We start from the raw sequence: 23,602 nt of genomic DNA on the forward strand, positions 1-23,602 counted from the left end.
TCTCACCCGTCTTCGATCAACGCGCCACGTTAACGTTTGCGCGGTGAAGAGGGGGTTTCGGCAGCCCTGAACTGGTCACTATGCTTAATGTTGCGTATAGGGGGCTTCCGTAACGGAGCATGACGTGGCGAATTCCCCCGGCGATCTGGAAGTGATCGTGCCAAATCTGCACAGGCGCTATTCCGGGGTCACCGCGACCAACCGGATGGTGGCGCCACGGCTGGCAAAGCTCCATCGCGCGGCGTGGTTCGGCTCGGATGCGCCGGAGGGGATTTCGCGACTAAGCGCTGCCGATTTCCTCAAACTATGGGGCCGCAAGACGCCATTGATCTGGCATGCGCGGCGCAACAACGAGATGATCGCGGGCGTGCTCCTGCGCGCGCTCGGCTGGCCATTGAAACTCGTGTTCACGTCGGCCGCGCAGCGGCATCACAGCTGGATCACGCGCTGGCTGATCCGGCGCATGGACGCGATCATCGCGACATCAGACATCTCGGCCTCGTTCCTGAAGGTGAAGGCGACGGTGATCCCACACGGCGTCGACACCGACGTTTATGCACCGCCGAACGATCGCGCCGCGGCCTTTGCGGAAGCCGCGCTGCCGGGCCGCTACGCGATCGGCTGTTTCGGCCGGGTGCGCGCGCAGAAGGGCACCGATGTGTTCGTCGATGCGATGTGTCGCCTGCTGCCGCGCTATCCGGATTTCACTGCAATCATCGTCGGCCAAGTCACGCCGGAGCAGACTCCCTTTGCGAACGATCTGAGGAAGCGGATCGAGGCCGTCGGCCTGCAGTCGCGCATCGTCATCACCGGTGAACTGCCGATCGAAGCGGTGCAGCGCTGGTATCAGCGGCTGACGATCTACGCCTTCACCTCGCGCAACGAAGGTTTTGGTTTGACGCTGATCGAGGCGATGGCGGCCGGCAGCGCGCTCGTCGCCGCGCGCGCCGGTGCGGCCGCGCTCGTGGTCGAGGACGGCTCGACAGGTGTGCTGATCCCGACTGGTGACGCTGATGCGTTGGCCGCCGCGCTCGAACCGCTGATGCGCGACCCGGACGCCGCGCTCGCCATGGGCGCGCGGGGGCGGGCACGGGTGCTGGCGAAGTTCAGCCTCGATGCCGAAGCGGCGCGGATCGGTGACGTTTATCGTCCGCTGCTCTGAACTGCCGTTTTCGCGACAGCAAACAAAAATCTCGAAAACAACCCCATGCAAAGTAGCCGGTGCCAGCGGAATCAACGGGTTGACGGCCGGTGCAATGCGTTGCGGATTTTACGAGGCCGTTTGACACGTCGGGCAAAACAGCGGCACGATGTCATCATCGGCCGCAGTTGCGATACCCGGATCATCCATCCAGGTTCCTTCAGACCGTCGCGGTCGACTTCACATTGGGCAGCGCACATACGGCATTTGCACTGGCACCGGCTCCTTGGAGCTGAGTGTGATATTATTCTCTCCGGAGAATGTCAGGTCGAATGCGACGTCTGAAATCGCGACGCCGTCCGAGCACGACGCGATTATTCGCATATTCGGCCCGTCATCGCGCAACGATTTGACCGTGCATTTTTCAAATGTGCCGGTTACTTGCCTTCCCTGGACGATTAAACCGCCCGCGTGGAGATCAGCATCTTTCTTGAAGGCAAGCCTGTTGTTCTCTTTCGTAAATATTTGGCCACAGGCCGAGGCGTCGATTGTCCAAGCTCCGTTCAAATCCGCAGCCTGAATCGAGGCCGATTGCGTCACGAGAAGTACCAACGTCAGCAAAGGATTGAAGGTCCTCATGAAACTCTCCGACTAAATGGTCAATACTGCCAAATCAGCCTCTTCGGCGCCGATGGGGGCGCAGCAAGACGCGCCCCTTCGTATCGGTCTTGAGCAGTATTTGGGTGCGGCGAACTGGCGAAGCTGTTGTTGATCTAAGTCAATAGGCTCTGCAGAGCGCTCGTCTGCTTGAGGCAAAGCGCAGCGTAGCGCGATGACGAGTGCGATCTGTCAGAGCTGGAAAGGCCGCCGCATTTGTCCGGCGGCCTCCGCGCTTGAGTGGCTTGCGGGGCGGCGCCCCAGCTAGAGATCGATGCTATCGGCGATGTTGCGGCCCTGTAGTTGGGAAATCTTCATTCCGTCAGCCTGCACTTGCGCGAACTCCGGGTCGTTTGCCACGGCTTCCTGCACTTTGCCGTAAACTTCCCAATTGGAATAGCGCGTCGCAACCAGCAACTCTCCTGCCCACTGGCCAGTGTGGAAGCGGGAGAGCCGAAGAAATTCGGCGCCGTGTTTCTCAAAGATTTTCTTCGCCTGCCTGACGATCTTGATCATTTCCTCGGGCTTGTCGGTCTTGAAGCGAGTGAATTGAACGATCGGCATGGGGCTACCTCCATAACTGTGTAAAATGTCCAAGAGGCATGAATCGAGCGACGTTTGAGGAGCGAACCTCTTGTTCGAATCTCGATGAAGATTCGTCTTGTCGACGTGATCTTGGTTCAGCCCTCACAAGCGGCAGCGACGCAGCCTTATCCCGCGAATGAACTGACAACGTCACTGACTAAAGCTGGCGGACGGAAAGACCTGCTGTTGGATTCGCTGCCAGTTGCCCGACCAACGCATGGCGTCAATGAGTTCACACTCCGAGCACCCGCTGCGCGATCGCCACGACCTCGGAAGCCGCGATATCCCGCATGCAGCGGTGGTCGTTCATCTTGCAGATCGTGCTCTGGCAGGGCTGGCATGAGAGCACGCTCTTGTCCTGGACCACGGTCGCGGCGAGGCCGTTGAGGGGGGCCCAGAGATAGGGGCTGGTCGGGCCGAAGATGCCCATGGTGGGTGTGCCGAGCGCGGCTGCGATATGCATCAGGCCGGAATCATTGGAGATGGCGACGCCGGCCGCGGCCATGGCAAGGACGCCCTTGCGCAGATCGGTGCCGGTGAGGTCCCGCACGCCCGGACCGCCGGCGGCGACGATCTCCTGGGCGAGGCCCTTTTCGGCGGGGCCGCCAACCACCCAGACCTCCAGCCCGCGCTCGGCCAGCAAGCGGGCAGCCTCCGGATAATAGGTCCAGCGCTTTGAGACGCCGACTGAGCCGGGAGCCAGCGCGACCGCCGCCTCGGCGCTGAGGCCATTTGCCTGCCGCCAGCGGACGACGTCCTCGGCCGGGACCCGCAATTGCGGCACCGGCCATTCCGCGGGCAGGGGGGCGCCATCGGGTTGGGCCAGGGCGGCGTTCTTGTCGATGAAGCGGGGCAGCTTCTTCTCGCCCCAGCGCCAGCGGTTGAGTAGGCCGAACCGGAACTCGCCTACGAAGCCGACCCTTTCCGGAATCCCGGCCAGCGCGGGCGCGATGGCCGCCTTCCAGGTCCGGGGCAGCACCAGAGCTGTCCCGTAATTCCGCTCGCGCAGGAGCTTCGCCAGGCCGAGCTGGCGGCCTACGGCGAGCTGGCTGCGCGGCAGGTCCCACATGATGCCATCGCGCACGCCGGGCATGTAATCGACCAGGGGGGCGCAGAGGGAGGTGGTCAGGAGATCGACCGGCCGGTTGGGCCAGCGTTCGTTCAGGACCCGGACAACGGTGTGATTCCGGACGAAATCGCCGATCCACATATAGGGGATGATCAGGATCGGGCGTGTGTCGCTCCGATCTGCATCTCGATCAAATTGCGAATCTTGGTTCATTCGTTAATAGGACCGGAACGTGCTGATGTGGCGGTTCGGTTACCCGCTCCGGGGCGGCAGGTAAAGCCGGGACAGCGCCCGATCCAAAACCGCTTACACTTTGGTGGATCATGCGCTAGGGCAGGACTGGGCCGTGAAATCGGGCAGGGCAAAACCTGGGCAGGGTAGGTGGAATGTTGCTGGTGACCGGCGGGGCCGGTTTTATCGGATCGAATGTCGTGGCTGCGCTGAATGAGGCCGGCCGCAGCGACGTCGTGGTCTGCGACCTGCTCGGCAGCGACGGCAAATGGCGGAACCTCGCCAAGCGCCAGCTTGTGGATATCGTCCCGCCGGCGGAGTTGCTCGACTGGCTAGAGGGCCGCAAGCTCGATGCCGTGATCCATCTCGGGGCGATTTCCGAGACCACCGCGACCGACGGCGACCTCGTGATCGAGACCAATTTCCGCCTGTCGATGCGCCTGCTCGACTGGAGCACGGCGAATGCGGTGCCGCTCATCTACGCGTCCTCGGCGGCGACCTATGGCGACGGCGATGCAGGCTTTGACGACGACGCCTCGCTGCCCGCGCTGAAGAAACTGCGGCCGATGAATCTCTACGGCTGGAGCAAGCACCTGTTCGATCTCGCCGTCGCCGAGCGCGTCGCGCGCGGCGACAAGCTGCCGCCGCAATGGGCCGGACTGAAATTCTTCAACGTGTTCGGCCCCAACGAATACCACAAGGGCTCGATGATGAGCGTGCTGGCGCGCCGCTTCGACGACGTGAGGGCCGGCCGTGTCGTGCAATTGTTCAAGTCGCACCGCGAGGGCATTGCCGACGGCGATCAGCGCCGCGACTTCATCTATGTCGACGACGTCGTCCGCGTCGTCATGTGGCTGCTGGCGACGCCGTCGGTGTCCGGTCTCTTCAACGTCGGTACTGGCAAGGCGCGCAGCTTCAGGGATCTGATGCTCGCTGCCTATGCCGCGCTCGGCACCAGGCCCAACATCGAATATGTCAACATGCCCGAGCAGATCCGCAGCAGCTATCAATACTTCACCCAGAGCGAGGTCGATCGCCTGCACCGCGCCGGCTATAACGGCGGCTTCACGACGCTCGAGGATGCGGTGAAAGCCTATGTCGGCGATTATCTCGACCGGCCAGACCGCTTCCGCTGAGGCTTCAAGGACCATGCCGACGCCCATTCTCGATTTCGACGCCCTCGCGCAAGCCATCTCAGGCCGTACGGTGCTGTGCATCGGCGACATCATGCTGGACGAGTTCGTCTATGGCGAGGTGTCGCGGATCTCGCCGGAAGCACCGGCGCCTGTGATCGCCGCCCAGCGCAGCGAGATCCATATCGGCGGCGCCGGAAACGTCGCGCGCAATATCGCGTCCCTCGGCGCGCGCTGCATCTTCGTCGGCCTCGTCGGCGAGGACGATGCCGGTGCACGGCTCAAGGCCGCGCTCGATGAGCAGGACAGCATCGAAAGCGCGCTGGTGTGCGATCCGTCGCGGCCGACCACGCGAAAAGTCCGCTTCGTCTCCGAGCATTTTTCCACGCATATGCTGCGCGCGGATTGGGAGCAGGCGGTGCCTGCCTCCGACGACATCGAGACCAGGCTGATCGACGCAATCCTGCCGCAGATCGCGCGCGCCGACATCGTGCTGCTCTCCGACTACGCCAAGGGCGTACTGACCGCGCGGGTGATCCGCCACACCATCGACGCCGCGCGAACGCTCGGCAAGCCCGTGATCGTCGATCCCAAGAGCCTGAACTGGGCGATCTATCGCGGCGCCACGCTGCTCACGCCCAATCGCAAGGAATTTTCGGAGGCGACCCGCAGCCGCGCCGACACGCCGCAGAGCATCGTCGATGCCAGCGAGGACGTGATGCGGCTCGCCGATTGCGAGGCGATCCTGGTCACGCAAGGCGAGCACGGCATGACGCTGGTGCCGCGCAATGGCGAAGCCGTTCATGTTCCGGCTGCCCCCGTGCAGGTGCGCGACGTCTCCGGCGCCGGTGACACCGTCGCCGCCGCGCTTGCGGTGTCGCTCGCGGCGGGTGCGGACTGGGACACGGCGTTGCGGATGGCCAATGCGGCCGCTGCCGTCGCCGTCGGCAAGCAAGGCACGGCCAGCGTGAGCGCGGCCGAGCTGCGGCGGAAGATCCTGCCGCATGCCTATCTCGCGGCCGAGGAGAAGATCGTGCTCGAGCCTGATGCGCTCGACGCACAGCTCGCGGAATGGCGCCGGCAGGACCTGCGCGTCGGCTTCACCAATGGCTGCTTCGACATCCTGCATCCCGGCCACGTCAAGGTGTTGACCGCGGCGCGCGGAGCCTGCGATCGCCTGATCGTCGGCCTCAACAGCGATGCCTCGGTGCGGCGGCTGAAGGGCGCCGATCGCCCGGTTCAGGACGAGCGGGCGCGTGCGGAAGTGCTCGCGGCGCTCGAAGCCGTCGATCTCGTCGTCATCTTCGAGGAGGATACGCCGATCGATTTGATCACCCGGATCAAGCCGAGCGCGCTGGTGAAGGGCGGCGACTACACCCGCGAGCAGGTGGTCGGCCACGAGGTCGTCGAAGCCGCCGGCGGGGCCGTCGTGCTGGTCGACATCCTCCAGGGCTTCAGCACGACCGCGCTGGTCCATCGCGCGCGGGGAGGGGGCAAGTGACGGACCAAGCGACGACGCTCGCCCGGGAGACGACCGGCCAGACGCTGTGGCGGCGCTTTCGCAGCCCGGCGGCGTGGTACGAGACGGCCGACCTGTTCGCAATCCTGACCGTGGCGTCGCTGCCCTGGTCGACCTCGCTCACGGCGATCTTCAACGCTGTGTTCCTACTCTGCATGGTGCCGTTTCTCGACGTCCGCGCATTCCTGCAATCGCTGAAGCGCCCGATCGCAGCCGCGCCGATCGCGCTCGTCCTGCTCGCGCTGGTGGGCACGCTGTGGTCGGATGCGGCCTGGGGCGCGCGTCTCTATGCGGTCAATCCGACCGTCAAGCTGCTCGTGCTGCCGGTCTTCCTCTATCATTTCGAGCGCTCGCCGCGCGGGCACTGGATGTTCATCGCGTTCCTGGTGTCCTGCGCGCTGCTCTCGGTGATGTCGTGGCTGGTGGCCTTCTATCCCAACCTGACGCTCAAGCCCGATCAGCTTGAGCGCGGCATCTTCGTCAAGAACTACATCGACCAGAGCCAGGAATTCGCGCTGTGCGCGGTCGCGCTCGCCTATCCCATCGTGATGCTGCTGCGCGAGAAGCGCTATTGGTTCGCGGGGCTATTGATCGCGCTGGCTCTGAGCTTCTTCGTCAACATGGCCTTCGTGGTGGTGTCGCGCACCGCGCTGGTCACCGTTCCGATCATGTTCGGCGTGTTCGCACTGCTGCACCTGCGCTGGCGCAGCATCGCGATCATCTCGGCCGCTCTGCTCGCCGGCGCCGCTCTCGCCTGGCAGGCCTCGCCGCAATTGCGCAAGACCGCGGACACCTTCGCCAGCGACTACACGCGCTATGTCGAAAAGGGCGAGCCGACCTCGCTGGGCCTGCGGCTCGAATTCTGGCGGAAATCGCTCGGCTTCTTCGCGGAGGCGCCGATCAAGGGGCACGGCACCGGTTCGACGCGTGGATTGTTCGAGCAGGTCAAGACCGGCAGCGGCTACCAGGCCTCCGCCGAGGTGATCGGCAATCCGCATAACCAGACGCTCAATGTCGCCGTGCAATGGGGCGTTATCGGCATCGCCGTTCTCTACGCGACCTGGATCCTGCATCTCCTGTTGTTCCGCGGCGATGGGCTGGCCTATTGGGTTGGCCTACTGGTCGTGGTGCAGAACGTCTTCACCTCGCTGTTCAACTCCCATCTGTTCGACTTCCACGAGGGCTGGATGTATGTCATCGGCGTCGGCGTTGCCGGCGGCATGGTGATCCGGGCCAGACGCGTCGATGCGAAGGTGGGGGAAGCTGGTTCCTGAACGGCCGCGCGGCTGGCAAGTCTTGTACTGGCAAGTCTTGTCGAGATGGGCTATCAGCGCGGTCAGGTTGCACCTAACTGGGATTTCATCGGTCGGCGGATGACGCGTCTTTCGCATCTCACCTTGCGCAATTTCCTGATCGCGCTCCACGACCTGCTGGCAACCACGGCGGCGCTGTTCGCAGCCTTCTACGTGCGTTTCGAGGGCGGCGACGGCTTCTTCGATCGGCTGCCGCTGCTGTTCCGGATCCTGCCCTACTTCCTCGCCTTCAGCGTGGTCGTGTTCTTCCTCTTCAATCTGACCACGACGAAATGGCGCTTCATCTCGCTGCCTGACGCGCTGAACATCATCCGCGTCGCGACCGTGCTGACGGTTGCCCTCCTGGCGCTCGACTACATCTTCGTCGCCCCCAACGTCCGCGGCGCCTTCTTCCTCGGCAAGGTGACGATCGTCCTCTACTGGTTCCTCGAAATCGCCTCCCTCAGCGCGCTGCGCATGGCCTATCGCTATTTCCGCTATACGCGGGTGCGGCGGCATGCGAGGGGCGAGGATGCCGCGCCGACGCTGCTGATCGGCCGCGCCGCGGATGCCGAGGTGCTGCTGCGCGGCATCGAGAGCGGGGCGATCAAGCACATCTGGCCGGTGGGCGTGCTGTCGCCGTCGAGATCCGATCGCGGCCAGTTCATCCGCAACGTGCCGGTGCTGGGCGACATCGACGACATCGAGGACGTCATCGGCGACTTCGCCAAACGCGACAAGCCGATCGCACGCCTGGTGATGACGCCGTCCGCGTTCGAGCCGGACGCCCATCCGGAATCGATCCTGATGCGGGCGCGCAAGCTGGGCGTGATCGTCAACCGCATGCCCTCGCTGGAGAGCGGCGACGCGCCGCGCCTCACGGCCGTCGCGGTCGAGGATCTCCTGCTGCGGCCGAGCGAAAAGATCGACTATGCGCGGCTCGAAGCGCTGATCAAGGGCAAGGCTGTCATCGTCACCGGCGGCGGCGGATCGATCGGGTCCGAGATCTGCGAGCGTGTCGTTGCCTTCGGCGCCGCACGTTTGCTGATCGTGGAAAATTCCGAGCCGGCGCTCTACGCGGTCACGGAGACGCTGGCTGCGCAGGGCGCTGCGGCCGCGATCGAGGGGCGGATCGCCGACATCCGCGACCGGGAGCGCATCATCCGCCTGATGGCGGAGTTCAAGCCGGACATCGTGTTCCATGCCGCCGCGCTCAAGCACGTGCCGATCCTGGAGCGCGACTGGAGCGAGGGCGTCAAGACCAATATCTTCGGCTCGATCAACGTTGCCGATGCGGCGCACGGCGCCGGCGCCGAAGCCATGGTGATGATCTCGACCGACAAGGCGATCGAGCCGGTGTCGATGCTCGGCCTCACCAAGCGCTTCGCCGAGATGTACTGCCAGGCGCTCGACCACGATCTTGCCGCAGCTAGCGGCAGTGCCAGGCCGCCGATGCGGTTGATCTCGGTCCGGCTCGGCAACGTGCTGGCATCGAACGGCTCGGTGGTGCCGAAGTTCAAGGCCCAGATCGAGGCCGGCGGCCCCGTGACGGTGACGCATCCCGACATGGTCCGCTACTTCATGACCATCCGCGAGGCCTGCGATCTCGTCATCACGGCGGCAACGCATGCGCTCGGAACGCAGCGTCCCGACGTCTCGGTCTACGTGCTCAACATGGGCCAGCCGGTGAAGATCGTCGATCTCGCCGAGCGCATGATCCGCCTCTCGGGCCTCCAGCCCGGCTACGACATCGAGATCGTGTTCACCGGCATGCGGCCGGGCGAGCGCCTGCACGAAATCCTGTTCGCCTCCGAGGAGCCGACCCGTGAGATCGGTGTCGCCGGCATCATGGCCGCGCAGCCGAACGAGCCGCCGATGCAGACGCTGCGCAAATGGATCGCGGCGCTGGAGCAGGCGATCGCGCGGGACGATCGGGCCACGATCAAGACCATCCTGAAGGATGCGGTTCCTGAATTCGGGTCGACCGCGGCCTGACCATGCAGTCTCAAGGCAAGATCGTCGTCGCGAGCCAGCACTATCCGCCTGATCCGAGCACGACCGCCGCGATCATGGCAGAGATCGCATGCCGCGTCGCCGTCAACCACGAGGTCATCGTGCTGTCGGGCTCGCCCGGCGAATTGCCGGCCTCGCAAACCGGCCCGGGCAAGCCGCGCGTGATCGCCATCAAGAACCGGATGGCGGGAAAGGCCGCGCTGGTGCGACGTGGCGCCTCCGAGCTGCTGTTCGCGGCGCGCACCTTCTTCGCGTTGATCCGGGAGCTTAGGGCTGGTGACGTCGTGGTCACCGTGACCGCGCCGTTCATGCTGCCTTACGCGGTCGCGGCCGCGGCAAGATGCAAGGGCGCGCGCTCGGCGCTGATCATGCACGACCTCTTCCCCGATGTTCTCGTGATGGCGGAAATCCTGAAGCCCGGCTCGTTCGTGACGCGAACGATGCGCGCGGCCAACAGCCTGATGTTCCGCGCGCTCAATGCCGTCATCACCATCGGCCGCGATGCGGAGCGGCCGCTCTTGAGCTATTCCGGCATGACGCGGAACAAGATCCGCTTCATCCCGAACTGGGCGACGCTCGTACCGGCGGCACGTCCCCTGGCGCCGGACAATCCGTTCCGCAAGGCGCTTTCCGCGCGATTCATTGTCGGCCTGTCGGGCAATCTTGGCTTCACCCATGATCCGGAGATCGTGTTCGAGGCGGCACGCCTTTTGAAGGACGAACCGGACATCCACTTCCTGCTGTCCGGCTGGGGCATCGGCTTCAAGCGGCTGAAGCAGTTGCAGGCCGAGGCGAACTTGCCCAATGTGTCGTTCGTGGCGCGGGTGGCGGATGCCGAGCTCGAGGCGTTCCTGGCGGCTGCCAATCTCTGGATCATTCCGTACCGGAAGAACGTGGCGGGGGTGTCGGTGCCGAGCCGGTTCTACAATCTGCTGGCGGTCGGCCGTCCGGTGGCGCTGGTCTCCGAGCCGGAGGCCGAGGCCGCGTTGACGGTGGCGGAGAACGGGCTCGGCTGGGTCGTGACGCCGGGCCGCGCCGATCAGCTCGCCGACGCAATCCGCGCGGCATCACGTTGCGACGCCGCCGCCATGGCCGAACGCGCGGTGAAGGCGGCAGCGAGATTCGACCAGACGACCGCGATGAACGCCTATGCCGGGTTGATCGACGAATTGTTGCGCAACCCCGATCTGACGGAGCAACGATGAGCGAGCGGAAACCGGTCGTGCTGGTGACAGGGGCGAGCGGCTTCGTCGGCCGCCACGTCGCGCCTGAGCTCGCGCGCGAGGGATGGTCGGTCCGCCGCGCGGCGCGCAGGCCGGAGGGAATCGAGGACGAGGTCGCGATCGGATCGATCGGGCCCGATACCGATTGGGAGGCGGCGCTCGAAGGCGTCGACGCCGTGGTCCATCTCGCCGCGCGCGTGCATCACAAGCACGAGGAGCACGCGGTCCAGCTCTACCGCAACGTCAACATCGCCGGCACGCTGCACCTGGCGCGCTCCGCGGCAACGGCGGGCGTTCGCCAGTTCATCTTCGTCAGCACCGTTCTCGTGCATGGCCGCAGCAATGATGGCCGCGCGCCGTTCAGCGAAGAGGACATCCTCACGCCGCGCGGCCTCTACGGCATGTCCAAGGCCGCCGCCGAGGCGGGCTTGAGGACGCTGGCGCGCGACAGCGACATGAATATCTCGGTGATTAGGCCGCCGCTGGTCTATGGCGCTGGCGCTAAGGGCAATTTCGCGCTGCTGACGCGCGCCGTGAATCTGGGACTGCCGCTGCCCTTTGGCGCAATTCGCAATCAGCGTGCGTTCCTGGCCGTGCAAAATCTGTCGTCGTTCATCCTGCGCCGGCTGGCTCACCCCGATCCCACGAGCAATTTCGAGATCTTCCTGGTCGCGGACACGGAACAGGTCTCGACGCCCGAATTCATCGAGCGGCTGGCGAAGGCTGCCGGCAAGACCTCGCGGCTGTTCGGCATGCCGCCGGACCTGCTCTCAACGCTGCTCAGCGTGATGGGCCGGCAAGATACTCATGACAGCCTGATCGGCTCGCTCGAGCTCAACCTCGCCAAGGCGATCGCGACCGGCTGGCAGCCGCAGGTCTCCCTCGACGAGGGCCTGCGGCTCGCGCTGTCGGCTCAGGACGCCTGAGGTCGGGAGAAGCGGTGCAGGACGAATCCGATTGCGATCGCGCCCGCGACAAGCGCGAGCCATGTGACCGAGGTCGAGCTTGCGCGAACCGTGATGATGGCAAGCACAGCCAGCAATAGATTGAGCGCGAACACATCGCCGATCACGCCGCGGACCGTGAAGCCGTTGTCGGTAGCGCGCTGGTAGAAGTGCGAGCGGTGCGCCGACCAGAATTGTTCGCGGCGCGCGATGCGCCGAAACAGCGTGATGGTGGAATCGACGAGGTAATAGGCCGGCAGCAGCAGTGCCGCAGCCGGCTGCCCATGCCAGGCGAGCTCCAGCAGGCACCAGCCGAGCAAAAGGCCGATCGGCAGGCTGCCAACATCGCCCAAAAACACTTTTGCGACCGGACGGTTGAACGGCGCAAAGCCGAGCATGGCGCCGCACATTGCCGTGGCGATCAGCGCCGCCGGCCACGAGAGATCACCGAGCAGTCCCAGCAGCAGCAGCGCCGCGGTGACGGGCACGACTTCCGCGACCGTCATCAGGTCCAGCCCGTCCATGAAGTTGACGAGGTTCACGAACCAGACGCCGGCGAGCAGGATGAGGCCACGCTCGAGCGGAAGGGGCAGTGCCGGCACGATGCGCGCAGTCTCGGACGCGGTGAACACGACCGCGCCGACGCAGGCTGCTTGCAGCGCCAGCCGCGCCAACACCGGCAGCGACACGATGTCGTCGGCGAATCCGACCAGGGCGATCACGATCGTTGCAATGACTAGCGCCGGCGGGATCGCAACGTTCGCCCAGGCGGCCCAGGCCGATGCGACCAGCAGCGTGGCGGTGATCACCGCGATGCCGGCGCCCTGCGGGGTCGGAATGCGATGCGAGGAACGGGCATTCGGTCGCGCCAGGGCATAGCGCTGGAGCAGGGGACGGCTGGTCCAGGTGATGATCGCCGACATCAGCGCGGCGACCGCGACGGCAAGCAGCGACGACATGACGGCAACAGCGTCGACGGTTGGGCTCACTGCGGCACCCCGAGCGGCGCCGACCCTTTCGCGGCCTTCTCCGCGCTGAGGATCCAGACCAGGCCGCCGATCGCGCCGACGATGAAGAGCACGGCGCCGAATAGCAGCGAGACGTTAACGCCTTCATTGGCGGAAAGCCCGGCGAAACCGAAGGCCAGGCCCATCGTCGCCTCGCGCACGCCCCAGCCGGCGATCGAGATCGGCATCAGGGTGATCAGCATGATCGGCGGAATGAGGAGGAATGTTTGGCCGAAGCTGACGGGGGCGGCAATCGACTTCACCACGCACCACGCAATGACGACGGCGAGCACGTGAACGAGAAGCGACAGAATTGCGACGATCGGTCCGCGCTTGGCGTTGAAGATCACGCGGTTAGCAATCACGGCGCAGGCGTGGATGTGATGGGTGGCCCACCAGGTCTTCAGCCACGACCATTTCAGCGCGCCGAAGATCAGGAAACCGACGCCGCCCGCGAGCGCGGCGAAATCGACGAGCAGCAGCGCCGAGCGTCCGTGCGGATCGGTGATGAGCTCGTAGCTCCAGGGCAGGCTCGCGACGACGACGATCGCCAGCGCGACAAGGCCGATCGCGCGGTCGACGAAGATCGAGTAGGTGGCCGCACGCCATCCGGCGCCGGCGCGCGCAACCAACCATAGCCGGACCGCATCGCCACCGATCGCGGAGGGCAGCGTCTGGTTGAAGAACGCACCGATCACGTTGTAGCGCATCGCGCGGCCGAGCTCGAGCGGCGCGCCGCATTCGGCGCTGACCTCGCGCCAGCGGACCACGCCGACGAAGATTTGCAGGAACGTGACCGCGATCGCCATGGCGATCCAGAGCAGGCTGGTCGCGGTCAGGCGTGAAAACAGTTCGGACAGATCGACCTTGCGCAGCGCCAGGTAGAGCAGCGCTCCGGAAATCAGGATTTTGGCCGTCGACAGCAGGATTCGGCGCATCTCGCCCGCATGAACAGGGTTTGCGAAGATTTGAGGCAACCCGACGCGAGGCGTCGAATTCGACCGCTTTGGTATGGTCTTGGCGCCGATCTTGCAATAGCGCTTATCTGGAGCGGTGACGAATAGCGGCGAGGCTATTGCGACGGCCTCGATACCGCGGCTAAAGAGGCGCCGCGGGGCCGGCTTGGGGATCGCGTGGCAACAGATCGCTTGGGAACAGGATGACGGATCAGGCGATTTTGGTCACGGGAGCCGCCGGGTTCATCGGCTTTCACGTCGCCCGGCAGCTTCTGGCCGAGGGCCGGCCCGTGGTCGGGCTCGACAATCTCAACAGCTATTACGATCCGGCGCTGAAACAGGCGCGCCTGGCGCTGCTTCGGAACGAATCCCGCTTCGCCTTCGTCGAGGCCGATCTCGCCGACCGCGACACCATCGCGGCGCTGTTTGCGCGACATCGATTTGACAAAGTCGTGCATCTCGCGGCGCAGGCGGGCGTGCGCTACTCGATCGACCATCCGCACACTTACGCCGATTCCAATCTCCAGGGCTTTCTCAACGTGCTGGAGGGCTGCCGCAACAACTCTTGTCGTCATCTCGTCTACGCCTCGTCATCCTCCGTTTATGGCGCCAACACTAAACTGCCATTTGCCGTGCAGGACCGGACCGACCATCCCGTGAGCTTCTATGCCGCGACCAAGAAGGCGAACGAATTGATGGCGCAGTCCTACAGCCATCTCTACCGGCTGCCGGTCACGGGCCTGCGCTTCTTCACCATCTACGGCCCGTGGGGCCGGCCCGACATGGCCCTGTTTCTGTTCGTGAACGCCATCATGGCGGAGCGTCCGATCCGGCTCTTTAACCATGGCAAAATGCGTCGCGACTTCACCTATATTGACGACGTCGCCCGTGTAGTATCCAAGCTCATCGACCGGGTGCCCGCGGATGACCCGGCTGCCGCAAATGCGCCGTCTAAGGTCTACAATGTCGGCAACCACCATCCGGAAGAGCTGATGCATGTCGTCGGGCTTCTGGAGCAGGCGCTGGGTCGGACGGCAATCAAAGAATTGCTGCCGATGCAGCCGGGAGACGTCTTGGAAACGTTCGCGGATGTCGAGGATCTGACGCGCGACACCGGCTTTGCACCGTCAACGCCGATCGCGCTCGGGGTCCGTAATTTTGTCACCTGGTATCGGGACTACTTCAAGGTTTGAAATGACGATGGACAAACGCATTATCCCCCTGATCATGTGCGGCGGCGCCGGCACGCGGCTGTGGCCGGCTTCGCGCGAGGTGCGCCCAAAACAGTTCCTGCCGCTGTTCGGCACGCGCTCGACCTTCCAGGACACGCTGCTGCGCGTGTCGGATGCCTCGCTGTTCGATCGTCCGATCGTCATCACCAATGCGTCCTATCGCTTCATGGTGCTGGAGCAGCTCGCCGAGATCGGCATCGAGGCCGACGTGATCCTCGAGCCGATGCGGCGCGATTCCGGCCCCGCGATCGCCGCGGGTGCGGTGTTCGCGCAGAACCGCGCCAGTGACGCGATCGTGCTCGCGCTCGCCGCCGACCACGTAGTGCAGGACAATGCGGCCTTTGTCGCGGCCTGCCGTGAAGGCCTCACCGCCGCGAGCGCCGGGCGCATCGTCACCTTCGGCGTCAAGCCGGAGCGGCCGGCGACTGAATACGGCTATATCAGCCCGGGCGAGGTGATCTCCGGCGAGGTGCACGCCGTCGCGCGTTTCGTCGAAAAGCCTGATGCCGTGAAGGCGGCCGACTACGTCAGTTCGGGCTATCTCTGGAACAGCGGCAACTTCATGTTTCCGGCCACTGTCCTGCTCGACGAATACCGCAGGGTCGACGCGGCGAGCGTGGAGGCGATCTCCAATGCGGTGAGCAATGCGGGCCGCGATCTCGGCTTCGTGACGCTGGAGCCCGAGGCGTTCGGCGCGGCGAAGGCGATCTCGATCGACTATGCGGTGATGGAGAAGACCTCGCGCGCAGCGGTCGTGCCGGTGTCCTGCGGCTGGTCCGACGTCGGCTCCTGGCACGCCGTGTGGGAATTGTCGGAGAAGGACGCGCAAGGCAATGCTTCGCATGGCAGTGCGGTGTTCGAAGACTCCCGCAACTGCAACGTCACCACTGATGCAGCGCTGGTCGCGCTCGAAGGCGTCGACGATCTCGTCGTGGTCGCCACCGCGGATGCGGTGCTGGTCTCGCGCCAGAAGGATGCCAACGGCCTGAAGCGCCTCGTGACGAAGCTGAAGGCGGTCGCACCGAAGGTCACCGAGGAGCATCTCAAGGTGCACCGGCCCTGGGGCAGCTACCAGTCCGTCGACAACGGCGAGCGCCATCAGGTCAAGCGCATTGTCGTCAAGCCGGGCGGGCGGCTGTCGCTGCAGAAGCACCATCATCGCGCCGAGCACTGGATCGTTGTCCGCGGCGCCGCCCGGGTGACCGTCAACGAGACCGTCAAGACCGTGCACGAGAACGAGTCCATCTACATCCCGATGGGCGCGGTGCACCGGATGGAGAACCCCGGCAAGATCATGCTGGAACTCATCGAGGTCCAGACCGGAAGCTATCTCGGGGAAGACGACATCATCCGGATTGAAGACGACTATCAAAGGTCGTAACCAGCAAGCTCCGAATCACGCGACCCGGGCCGGAAGGCGCAAGCTTTTGGCGCTAAGGCCCGGGGAACGTGTAACTTTTTGAATCAAATCGTGTCCGGTCAATTCGGCTGACATTCGCCACAAATGTGGCGCCCGTGCTAGAAGCGGCCCGGGGATTTGCGTTGAATCGGGGTTTACTCAGATGAGTTCCAAAGGGTTTGCACCGGCAAAGGCCGGCTTGCGCGTTGGCGTCGTTGGCGCGGGCGTGATGGGCAGCAACCATGCGCGCGTGCTCGCGGGTCTTCCAGGCGTCAGCCTCGTCGGTGTGGTCGATCCGTCGCCGGCGCATCTGACGCGCACCACCGAGCTTGCCAGCTGCCAGGGTTTCGAGACGCTCGACCAACTCCTCGCCGAAGGTGTCGACGCCGTCACCATCGCCGCGCCGACCCATCTGCATCACGAGGTCGCGCTCGCCTGCATCGCCAGGAACGTTCATGTGCTGGTGGAGAAGCCGATCGCCTCCACGGTCGCGGAAGGTCGCGAGATCGTCGCCGCCGCGCAAAAGGCCGGCGTGACGCTGATGATCGGCCATGTCGAGCGCTTCAATCCGGCGGTCGCCGCCGTCAAGCAGGCGATCGCTGGCGAGGATATTCTCTCCATCGCGATCACCCGTGTCGGTCCGTTCCCGCCGCGCATGTCCAATGTCGGCGTCGTCATCGATCTCGCCGTGCACGACATCGATCTGATCCGCTGGTTCACCGAATCCGACATCGTCGAGGTGCAGCCGCAATTGTCGAGCGCGGTCGCCGAGCGCGAGGACATCGCGCTCCTGCAGTTCCGCACCGCCAACGGCGTGCTCGCGCACATCAACACCAACTGGCTGACGCCGTTCAAGGCGCGCAGCGTCACGGTCGCGACCCGCGGCAAATACGTGATGGGCGATCTGTTGACGCGCCAGGTCACCGAGTGCTTCGGCTTCAAGCCGGACGGCAGCTATTCGATGCGGCATCTGCCGGTCGGCCACGACGAGCCGCTCCGCGCCGAGTTGATCGCGTTCCTGAAGGCCGTCCGCAACGGCGAGACGCCGGCGGTCACTGGCGACGAGGGCGTCGCCAGCCTCGAGATCGCCACGCAGTGCCTGGAAACACCGTCCCGGCCCGCAGCCACGTCGTCCGCCCGCAAGGGTCCGCGCCGCGTCGCGGGCTGATCTCTTCTCCATGTCGACCGCTCAAAACCCGCAAGGCGCCATGAACCAGCATCTGCGTTCCGAACCCATTCCCTTCGTCGACGTCGCCTCGCAGCGCCGCCGGCTCGGCGCCTCGCTCGATGCCGCCGTCAAGCGCGTCCTCGACCATTGCCAGTTCGTCAATGGTCCTGAAGTCGCCGAGCTCGAGAAGCAGCTTGCGGCCTATAGCGGCGCCAAGCACGTGATCGGCTGCGCCAGCGGCACCGATGCGATCCTGATGGTCATGATGGCGAAAAATGTCGGCCCCGGCGATGCCGTGCTGTGCCCGTCCTTCACCTTCATCGCAACCGCGTCGCCGGTGGCGCGCACCGGCGCGACGCCTGTTTACGTCGATGTCGATGAAGCCACCTTCAACATGAGCCCGGAGTCGCTGAAGCGCGGCATCGCGACCGCCCGCAAGGCCGGCCTGAAGCCGGTCGCGGTGATTCCGGTCGACTTGTTCGGCCAGCCCGCCGACCACGATTCCATCGCCGAGATCGCCAGGGCGGAAGGCCTGTTCGTGCTCGACGACGCCGCACAGGGGTTTGGTGCGAGCTACAAGGGCCGCAAGCTCGGCACCTTCGGGCTCGCCACCGCGACCAGCTTCTTCCCGGCCAAACCGCTCGGCTGCTTCGGCGACGGCGGCGCGATCTTCACCGATGACGACGAGCTCGCCGCGACGCTGCGCAGCATCCGCGTGCACGGGCAGGGCGTCGACAAATACGACAACGTCCGCCTCGGCCTGACCGGCCGGCTCGACACCATGCAGGCCGCGATCCTGATCGAGAAGCTGAAGATTTTTGACGACGAGATCGCCGCCCGCAACAAGGTTGCGGAGCGTTACGCGCGTGGCCTGTCCAACGTTGTCACCGTGCCGCGGCTTGCGCCGGGCAATACCTCGGTCTGGGCGCAGTACACGATCCGTCTCCCTGAGGGCACCGACCGCGACGGCTTTGCTGCCGCGCTGAAGGCCCAGGGCGTGCCGACCGCGATCTATTACGGCAAGTCGATGCACCAGCAGACCGCCTACAAGCAGTATCCGGTCGCCGACGGTGGCCTGCCGGGCTGCGAGAACCTGTCGCAGGACGTCATCAGCCTGCCGATGCACGCCTACCTGACCGAAGCCGACCAGGAGCGAATCATCGCCGCAGTCCGCGGCGCGATCGCGGGCTGAATTCGCTGTTTTGCCCTCTTTTCCCTCTCCCCCTGTGGGAGAGGGTGGCATAGGCGGCCTTCGGCCGCCGTCCCTTAAGAACGCCGATGCTTTGCATCGGCTATGGCGATAGCGGCGAGACGGGTGAGGGGTCTCTCTCCGCACGGAAAGCTGGGAGAGAGACCCCTCACCCGATTGAGTTTGTATCTACCTGCGGCGCGGCCCTCTCCCACAAGGGGAGAGGGCACGGCAATGCGCATCGCAAGCCGAGCGCCCGTCTTTTTTGATCACGTCAAACTTCAAAGCCTTCTCGTTGGGCTGATAAGTCTCTAAAACAGACGCATGCTCGGACGCATCTTCACGGTTGGTGGTTACACGCTGCTCTCGCGGCTGACGGGATTTGCCCGCGACATCATGCTCGCGGCGATCCTGGGCGCCGGCCCCGTGGCCGACGCCTTTTTCGTGGCGCTGCGGCTGCCCAATCATTTCCGCGCGATCTTCGCCGAGGGTGCCTTCAACGCCGCCTGGGTGCCCGCCTATGCCCACGTCCATGGCGAGCGCGGGGAGGGGGCGGCAAAATTGTTCGCCGACCGCATCTTCACGCTGCTGCTGGCCTCGCAGGTGGTGCTGCTGATCGTCGCCTGGCTGTTCATGCCGCAGGCCATGAGCATTCTGGCGCCGGGCTTTTCCGAGGATGCCGAGCAGCGCAAGCTCGCGATCGAGCTGACCCGGATCACCTTTCCCTATCTGCTGCTGATCACGCTCGTGACGCTCTATGGCGGCATGCTCAACGTGATGCAGCGCTTTGCCAGCGCCGCGGCGGCATCGATCTTCCTCAACATCTCCATGATGATGACGCTGGCGCTCGCCGCATGGTTTCCCAGCGCGGGCCACGCCGCGGCCTGGGGCGTCCTGATTTCCGGCTTCCTGCAATATTTCCTGCTCGCGGGCGATCTCGCGCGCCATGGCGGCCTGCCGCGCTTTGCGCCGCTCAAGCTCGACGAGGACGTCCGCAGCTTCTTCAAGGCGCTTGGGCCGGCGACGCTGGGATCGATGGGCACGCAGGTCGCGCTGTTCGCCGACACCATCATCGCGACCTTCCTGCCCGCAGGCGCGCTGTCGGCGCTCTATTATGCCGACCGCCTCAATCAGCTGCCGATCGGTGTGATCGGCATCGCGATCGGCACGGTGTTGCTGCCCGAGATGTCGCGGCGGATCACCGCCAACGATCATGACGGCGCGATGAAGGCGCAGCGCCGCGCCTTCGATTTCACGCTGCTGTTCTCGGTGCCGTTCGTGGCGGCCTTCATCACCGTGCCCGACGCGATCATGCGTGCGCTGTTCGCCCGCGGGGCGTTCTCGAAGGCCGATGCCGCCGCCGCCGGCGCCACGCTCGCGGCCTATGCCATCGGCCTGATCCCCTTCGTGCTGATCCGCAGCGCGGTCGCGACCTTCTATGCGCGCAAGGATACGGCGACACCGGTCCGCGCCTCGCTGACGGGCATCGCGGTCAATGTCGCCCTGAAGGTGGCCTTGATGGGTTCGCTCGCCCAGATCGGCCTTGCGCTGGCGACAGCTGTCGGTGTCTGGACCAATCTGCTGCTGGTGCTGTTCTTCGCCGTGCGGCGAGGCTTTCTCGTGCTGGACCGCGCGTGGCTGATGTCGCTCGCCAAATTCCTGCTGACCGGACTGATCCTCGCCGCCACGTTCTGGCTGATCGCGCGCTTCAGCGGTTCTATGCTGGGTTCGATGCACTTCCGCGATGAGCTGATGCTGGTGCTGCTGGCCGTCGGAGGCACCATCGTCTACGCGCTCGCGATCCTCATCCTGTTCGGCCGCAGCTGGTTGGTCTCGCTGGTGCGTGGCTAGGCCTGTATCAATCCGACGGGCCAAAGCCTGCTGCAGCAGGCGAGACACGCCGGAAGCAGCCATCACGTATATGGCTCTCCTCTGGTTCCCGGTACATGGTAACGTTTAACCTCGGTCGAGTTCGAAAGGGTGCGGTCTCACCAACGGTTATGCGATGACCAGACGGGCGAAAAAGGCGACCTCGCCGCGGAAAGGGCGGGTTGGTGCTACCCTTGCGTCCCCCAGTTTGCAGGGTCGCGCGCAGGACATTGCGCTGATCGATCACCTGATCGAACGGATCGACCAAGGTGGATCCACGCTTGTTATCAGCGGTGAGCCCGGCATCGGAAAATCTGCGCTCCTCGATGTTGCCAGGCACAGAGCCAGTGAACGCGGCTTCTCCGTCTTGAGCATGACCGGCGTCCTCGCCGAAGTCCATTTGCCGTTTGCAGCACTTGAACAGGCCTTGCGTCCGCTGATGAAAGGGGCCGAGGGCCTTGTCCCTCGCCAGCGATCGGCCTTGCTGGCCGCTTTTGGCATGCATGACGACGCGGGGCCGCCCGATATCTTCCTGGTTGCGCTCGCGACGCTGTCTCTTCTGAGCGAAAGGGCGACGCGCGAGCCTCTGCTGCTTGTTGCCGACGATGCCCAATGGCTGGATCAGGCGACCTTTGAGGTGCTGGCCTTCGTCTCGCGCAGACTGAGCTCGGACCCGATCGTTCTCGTGGTCGCCATGCGCGACGACTTCAAGAGTTCGCTTGGCGACGCCTCCACCCTGAGGCTGCGCCTTTCAGGGCTCGATCAAGCCGACGCCGAGCGCTTGCTGGACGCCAATGCGCCGGGCCTTCCGGCGGAGCTGCGCAGCCGCTTCCTTCGGGAGGCCTCGGGCAATCCGCTGGCCCTTGTGGAGCTGCCCCGCGGAGAACGAGCCGCTGGAGATGCGCCGTGGCTTCCGCTGACCGACCGGCTCGAGCGCGCCTTCTCCAGTCGCTCGTCCGACCTCCCGCACATCGCGCTATTGTTGTTGTTCGTGACGGCGGAGAACGACGGGACATCGCTCCACGAAATCCTTTCCGCCGCCGAAGCCGTGTTGGGCGAGCGCGTGGGTATCGCTGCCATCGCGCCCGCGGTCGCCGCGAAGCTCATCGAGATCAACGGGACGGAGGTGAGGTTTCGGCATCCGCTCGTTCGCTCCGCCATGCACCAGGCCGCCGACCCGGCGACCCGCCAAAGGATCCACGCCGCGCTTGCTGCCGTGATTCACGATCAGCTCGACCGCCAATTGTGGCATCGTGCCGCAGCAACGATCGGACCTGACGACGAGCTCGCCGGCGAATACGACCTGATGGCGGCGCGCGCGTTACGGCGCGGCGCCGTGGCGATGGCGATCGAGGTTCTGGAAAGCGCGGCACGGCTGAGCAGCACGGCGAAGGCGAGAGGCGACCGGATGTTGCGGGCAGCCGAACTCGCCGCCGATCTGGGGCAGCCGGAGCTCATGGAGCGCCTGCTGCGGCAGGCCGACATCGACGAGACGAACCAGTTGCGCTGGTCCGGATCGCCTGGTGCCGTGAGATCAGCCAGCCCCCGGCGGTCAACGATCCCGCGAAGATTCTCGCATTGATTGGGTTCGCCGCGAAAGCCCACGCCGCCGGCGCGATCGATCTGGCCGCCAATCTTCTTTGGCGAGCCGCGCAACGTTGCTGGTGGAGCAGCGCAAGCGATGAACTCTGCGCAAGGGTTCACGATGCGGCTGCGCGGCTGGAATTGCCTGACGGGGACCCCCGCCTGATCGCGATATCCGCTTACGTCGAGCCGCTGCGGCGGGGGGCGGACTTGTACCTCAAGCTTCAGGGGCTTGCGGGAACGGCGCACAGCGACCCCACCGTTGCGAGCATCCTCGGCAGCACCGCCAATGTCATCGGGACCTTCGACATCGGCGTGAACTTTCTCGCCGAGTCCAGTGCCGTGCTGCGCATGCAGGGACGGCTCAGCGATCTCGCCCGGGTGCTTTTCGCCCAAGGGTGGGCGGAAATGGAAGTCGGTGACTGGCGGGGCGCCATGAGGGAGGCCGAGGAATCCGCCCGGCTTGCCGAAGAGACCGGCGGGCTTCCGTGGATTGCCGCAGCCACGATCCTGAAAGCCAGGCTCGCAGGAATGCAAGGCAATCTGGAGCAATCCGAAGCGTATGCGGCGCAGGCGGAAGCCCTGGCCCTGTCCATCGGCGCGAGTTTCCTGCTGGCTATGTTGCAGATCGCACGAGGCGTATCCGCAATCGGCGCGGGCCGTCATTGGGAGGCCTTTGAGCATCTGCGACGCCTGTTCACGCCGGCCGATCCCGCTTTCAATTTCGGCCTTCAGTTCTTTGGCCTCGCGGATTTCGTGGAGGCCGCCGTGTCGTCCGGCAATGCGGACGAGGCGAGCCGCGTGCTCGATGAGATCGAGCGCGCCTCGGCTCCGACGCCGGTGCCGTGGGTCGGGACGATGCTGCAATATGGCAAGGCGTTCCTCGCTGCGCCGGAAGACGCCGAGCCGTTCTTCCTGCAAGGTCTTGGACTGCAAGGTCCTGGGCCGGCCGCGAAGAAATGGCCGTTCCTGCGAGCCCGTTTTCTCCTGGCCTATGGCGGATGGCTGCGCCGCCAGCGCAGATCCGCCAATGCGAGGGCTCCGTTGCGCGAGGCACGCGACATGTTCGATGCGCTCGGCGCTTCGCCCTGGAGCGATCGGGCCCGCGAGGAACTGCGAGCGTCGGGCGAAACCAGCCGCCGGCGAACCGAACAGGTGTGGGACACGCTGACCCCGCAGGAGCTTCACATCGCGCAACTCGCCGCCGAAGGTCTCTCGAACAAGGAGATCGGCGCCAGACTGTATCTGTCCCACAGAACTGTCGGGTACCACCTGCACCGGATATTTTCGAAGGCCGGAATCACCTCGCGGTCCGGGCTACGCCCCGTTCTCGCAAGCATCAGCCGCCCCGCGGACTGATCGCCGTCCCGTCATCGGACTGGTCATTTGAC

19 protein-coding genes are annotated in these 23,602 nt (G+C 65.0%); 14 read left to right on the top strand and 5 right to left on the bottom strand.

Going from position 1 to position 23,602, the window contains the following annotated elements:
• The first annotated feature begins 124 nt into the window (after positions 1–124).
• On the top strand, positions 125–1,162 hold the full coding sequence (locus HAP41_RS16905; RefSeq protein ID WP_166099529.1) for a glycosyltransferase family 4 protein: 1,038 nt from the start codon (positions 125–127) through the stop codon (positions 1,160–1,162).
• 219 nt (positions 1,163–1,381) lie between these two features.
• Here the strand turns inward: HAP41_RS16905 and HAP41_RS16910 are convergent, their stop codons facing one another.
• From HAP41_RS16910 to waaF, 3 genes are all read right to left on the bottom strand, one after another.
• Positions 1,382–1,780: a hypothetical protein gene (locus HAP41_RS16910; RefSeq protein WP_166099525.1), complete on the bottom strand. Its 399-nt coding sequence runs from the start codon at positions 1,778–1,780 to the stop codon at positions 1,382–1,384.
• Between the two features lie 282 nt (positions 1,781–2,062).
• Complete coding sequence (locus tag HAP41_RS16915) at positions 2,063–2,362, bottom strand: hypothetical protein (protein WP_166099523.1); 300 nt, start codon at positions 2,360–2,362, stop codon at positions 2,063–2,065.
• Between the two features lie 253 nt (positions 2,363–2,615).
• Positions 2,616–3,665: a lipopolysaccharide heptosyltransferase II gene (gene waaF, locus HAP41_RS16920; RefSeq protein ID WP_166099517.1), complete on the bottom strand. Its 1,050-nt coding sequence runs from the start codon at positions 3,663–3,665 to the stop codon at positions 2,616–2,618.
• A 173-nt stretch (positions 3,666–3,838) separates the two neighbouring features.
• Here waaF and rfaD point away from each other — a divergent pair, with 173 nt between their 5' ends.
• The 6 genes from rfaD to HAP41_RS16950 all read left to right on the top strand — a co-directional run bounded on the left by rfaD (position 3,839) and on the right by HAP41_RS16950 (position 11,789).
• A complete protein-coding gene (rfaD, locus tag HAP41_RS16925) occupies positions 3,839–4,819 on the top strand; it encodes an ADP-glyceromanno-heptose 6-epimerase (protein WP_166099514.1) in 981 nt (326 codons plus the stop codon).
• A 13-nt stretch (positions 4,820–4,832) separates the two neighbouring features.
• Positions 4,833–6,317, top strand: coding sequence for a D-glycero-beta-D-manno-heptose-7-phosphate kinase (rfaE1, locus tag HAP41_RS16930; protein WP_166099498.1), 1,485 nt, complete (start codon positions 4,833–4,835; stop codon positions 6,315–6,317).
• The gene (locus HAP41_RS16935; protein ID WP_166099485.1) at positions 6,314–7,609 is read left to right on the top strand and encodes an O-antigen ligase family protein; all 1,296 of its coding nucleotides are present in this window, start codon (positions 6,314–6,316) and stop codon (positions 7,607–7,609) included. Before rfaE1 ends, HAP41_RS16935 begins: the two co-directional genes overlap by 4 nt.
• Positions 7,610–7,708: 99 nt before the next feature.
• The gene (locus HAP41_RS16940) at positions 7,709–9,622 is read left to right on the top strand and encodes a nucleoside-diphosphate sugar epimerase/dehydratase (RefSeq protein ID WP_166099481.1); all 1,914 of its coding nucleotides are present in this window, start codon (positions 7,709–7,711) and stop codon (positions 9,620–9,622) included.
• Between the two features lie 2 nt (positions 9,623–9,624).
• Complete coding sequence (locus HAP41_RS16945) at positions 9,625–10,845, top strand: glycosyltransferase family 4 protein (protein WP_166099479.1); 1,221 nt, start codon at positions 9,625–9,627, stop codon at positions 10,843–10,845.
• Positions 10,842–11,789, top strand: a complete 948-nt coding sequence (locus tag HAP41_RS16950; protein ID WP_038957566.1) for an NAD-dependent epimerase/dehydratase family protein — start codon at positions 10,842–10,844, stop codon at positions 11,787–11,789. The genes HAP41_RS16945 and HAP41_RS16950 overlap by 4 nt, the downstream gene beginning before the upstream one ends.
• Here HAP41_RS16950 and HAP41_RS16955 read toward each other — a convergent pair.
• The gene (locus tag HAP41_RS16955; RefSeq protein WP_175618479.1) at positions 11,777–12,766 is read right to left on the bottom strand and encodes an MraY family glycosyltransferase; all 990 of its coding nucleotides are present in this window, start codon (positions 12,764–12,766) and stop codon (positions 11,777–11,779) included. The two genes, HAP41_RS16950 and HAP41_RS16955, sit on opposite strands and share 13 nt — an antisense overlap.
• A gap of 26 nt (positions 12,767–12,792) precedes the next feature.
• Positions 12,793–13,752, bottom strand: a complete 960-nt coding sequence (locus tag HAP41_RS16960) for a lysylphosphatidylglycerol synthase transmembrane domain-containing protein (RefSeq protein ID WP_166099473.1) — start codon at positions 13,750–13,752, stop codon at positions 12,793–12,795.
• Between the two features lie 221 nt (positions 13,753–13,973).
• Here HAP41_RS16960 and HAP41_RS16965 point away from each other — a divergent pair, with 221 nt between their 5' ends.
• From HAP41_RS16965 to HAP41_RS16995, 7 genes are all read left to right on the top strand, one after another.
• A complete protein-coding gene (locus HAP41_RS16965) occupies positions 13,974–14,963 on the top strand; it encodes an SDR family NAD(P)-dependent oxidoreductase (RefSeq protein WP_166099466.1) in 990 nt (329 codons plus the stop codon).
• Positions 14,964–14,970: 7 nt separating this feature from the next.
• Complete coding sequence (locus HAP41_RS16970; RefSeq protein WP_071917338.1) at positions 14,971–16,383, top strand: mannose-1-phosphate guanylyltransferase/mannose-6-phosphate isomerase; 1,413 nt, start codon at positions 14,971–14,973, stop codon at positions 16,381–16,383.
• A gap of 181 nt (positions 16,384–16,564) precedes the next feature.
• Positions 16,565–17,569 (top strand): Gfo/Idh/MocA family protein, encoded by a 1,005-nt coding sequence (locus tag HAP41_RS16975; protein ID WP_028153038.1) that lies wholly within the window; start codon positions 16,565–16,567, stop codon positions 17,567–17,569.
• Positions 17,570–17,609: 40 nt separating this feature from the next.
• The gene (locus tag HAP41_RS16980; protein ID WP_071912095.1) at positions 17,610–18,761 is read left to right on the top strand and encodes a DegT/DnrJ/EryC1/StrS family aminotransferase; all 1,152 of its coding nucleotides are present in this window, start codon (positions 17,610–17,612) and stop codon (positions 18,759–18,761) included.
• Between the two features lie 321 nt (positions 18,762–19,082).
• Positions 19,083–20,609 carry a murein biosynthesis integral membrane protein MurJ gene (gene murJ / locus HAP41_RS16985; protein WP_166099460.1) on the top strand — a complete coding sequence of 509 codons (1,527 nt, stop codon included), beginning with the start codon at positions 19,083–19,085 and terminating at the stop codon, positions 20,607–20,609.
• Positions 20,610–20,763: 154 nt separating this feature from the next.
• Positions 20,764–22,209 carry an AAA family ATPase gene (locus tag HAP41_RS16990; protein WP_224580810.1) on the top strand — a complete coding sequence of 482 codons (1,446 nt, stop codon included), beginning with the start codon at positions 20,764–20,766 and terminating at the stop codon, positions 22,207–22,209.
• A 212-nt stretch (positions 22,210–22,421) separates the two neighbouring features.
• Complete coding sequence (locus HAP41_RS16995; RefSeq protein WP_224580809.1) at positions 22,422–23,570, top strand: LuxR family transcriptional regulator; 1,149 nt, start codon at positions 22,422–22,424, stop codon at positions 23,568–23,570.
• Positions 23,571–23,602 lie beyond the last annotated feature (32 nt).

The sequence above is a fragment of the Bradyrhizobium barranii subsp. apii genome (genome assembly GCF_011516635.5).
In the GTDB taxonomy this organism is placed as follows: Bacteria; Pseudomonadota; Alphaproteobacteria; order Rhizobiales; family Xanthobacteraceae; genus Bradyrhizobium; species Bradyrhizobium barranii.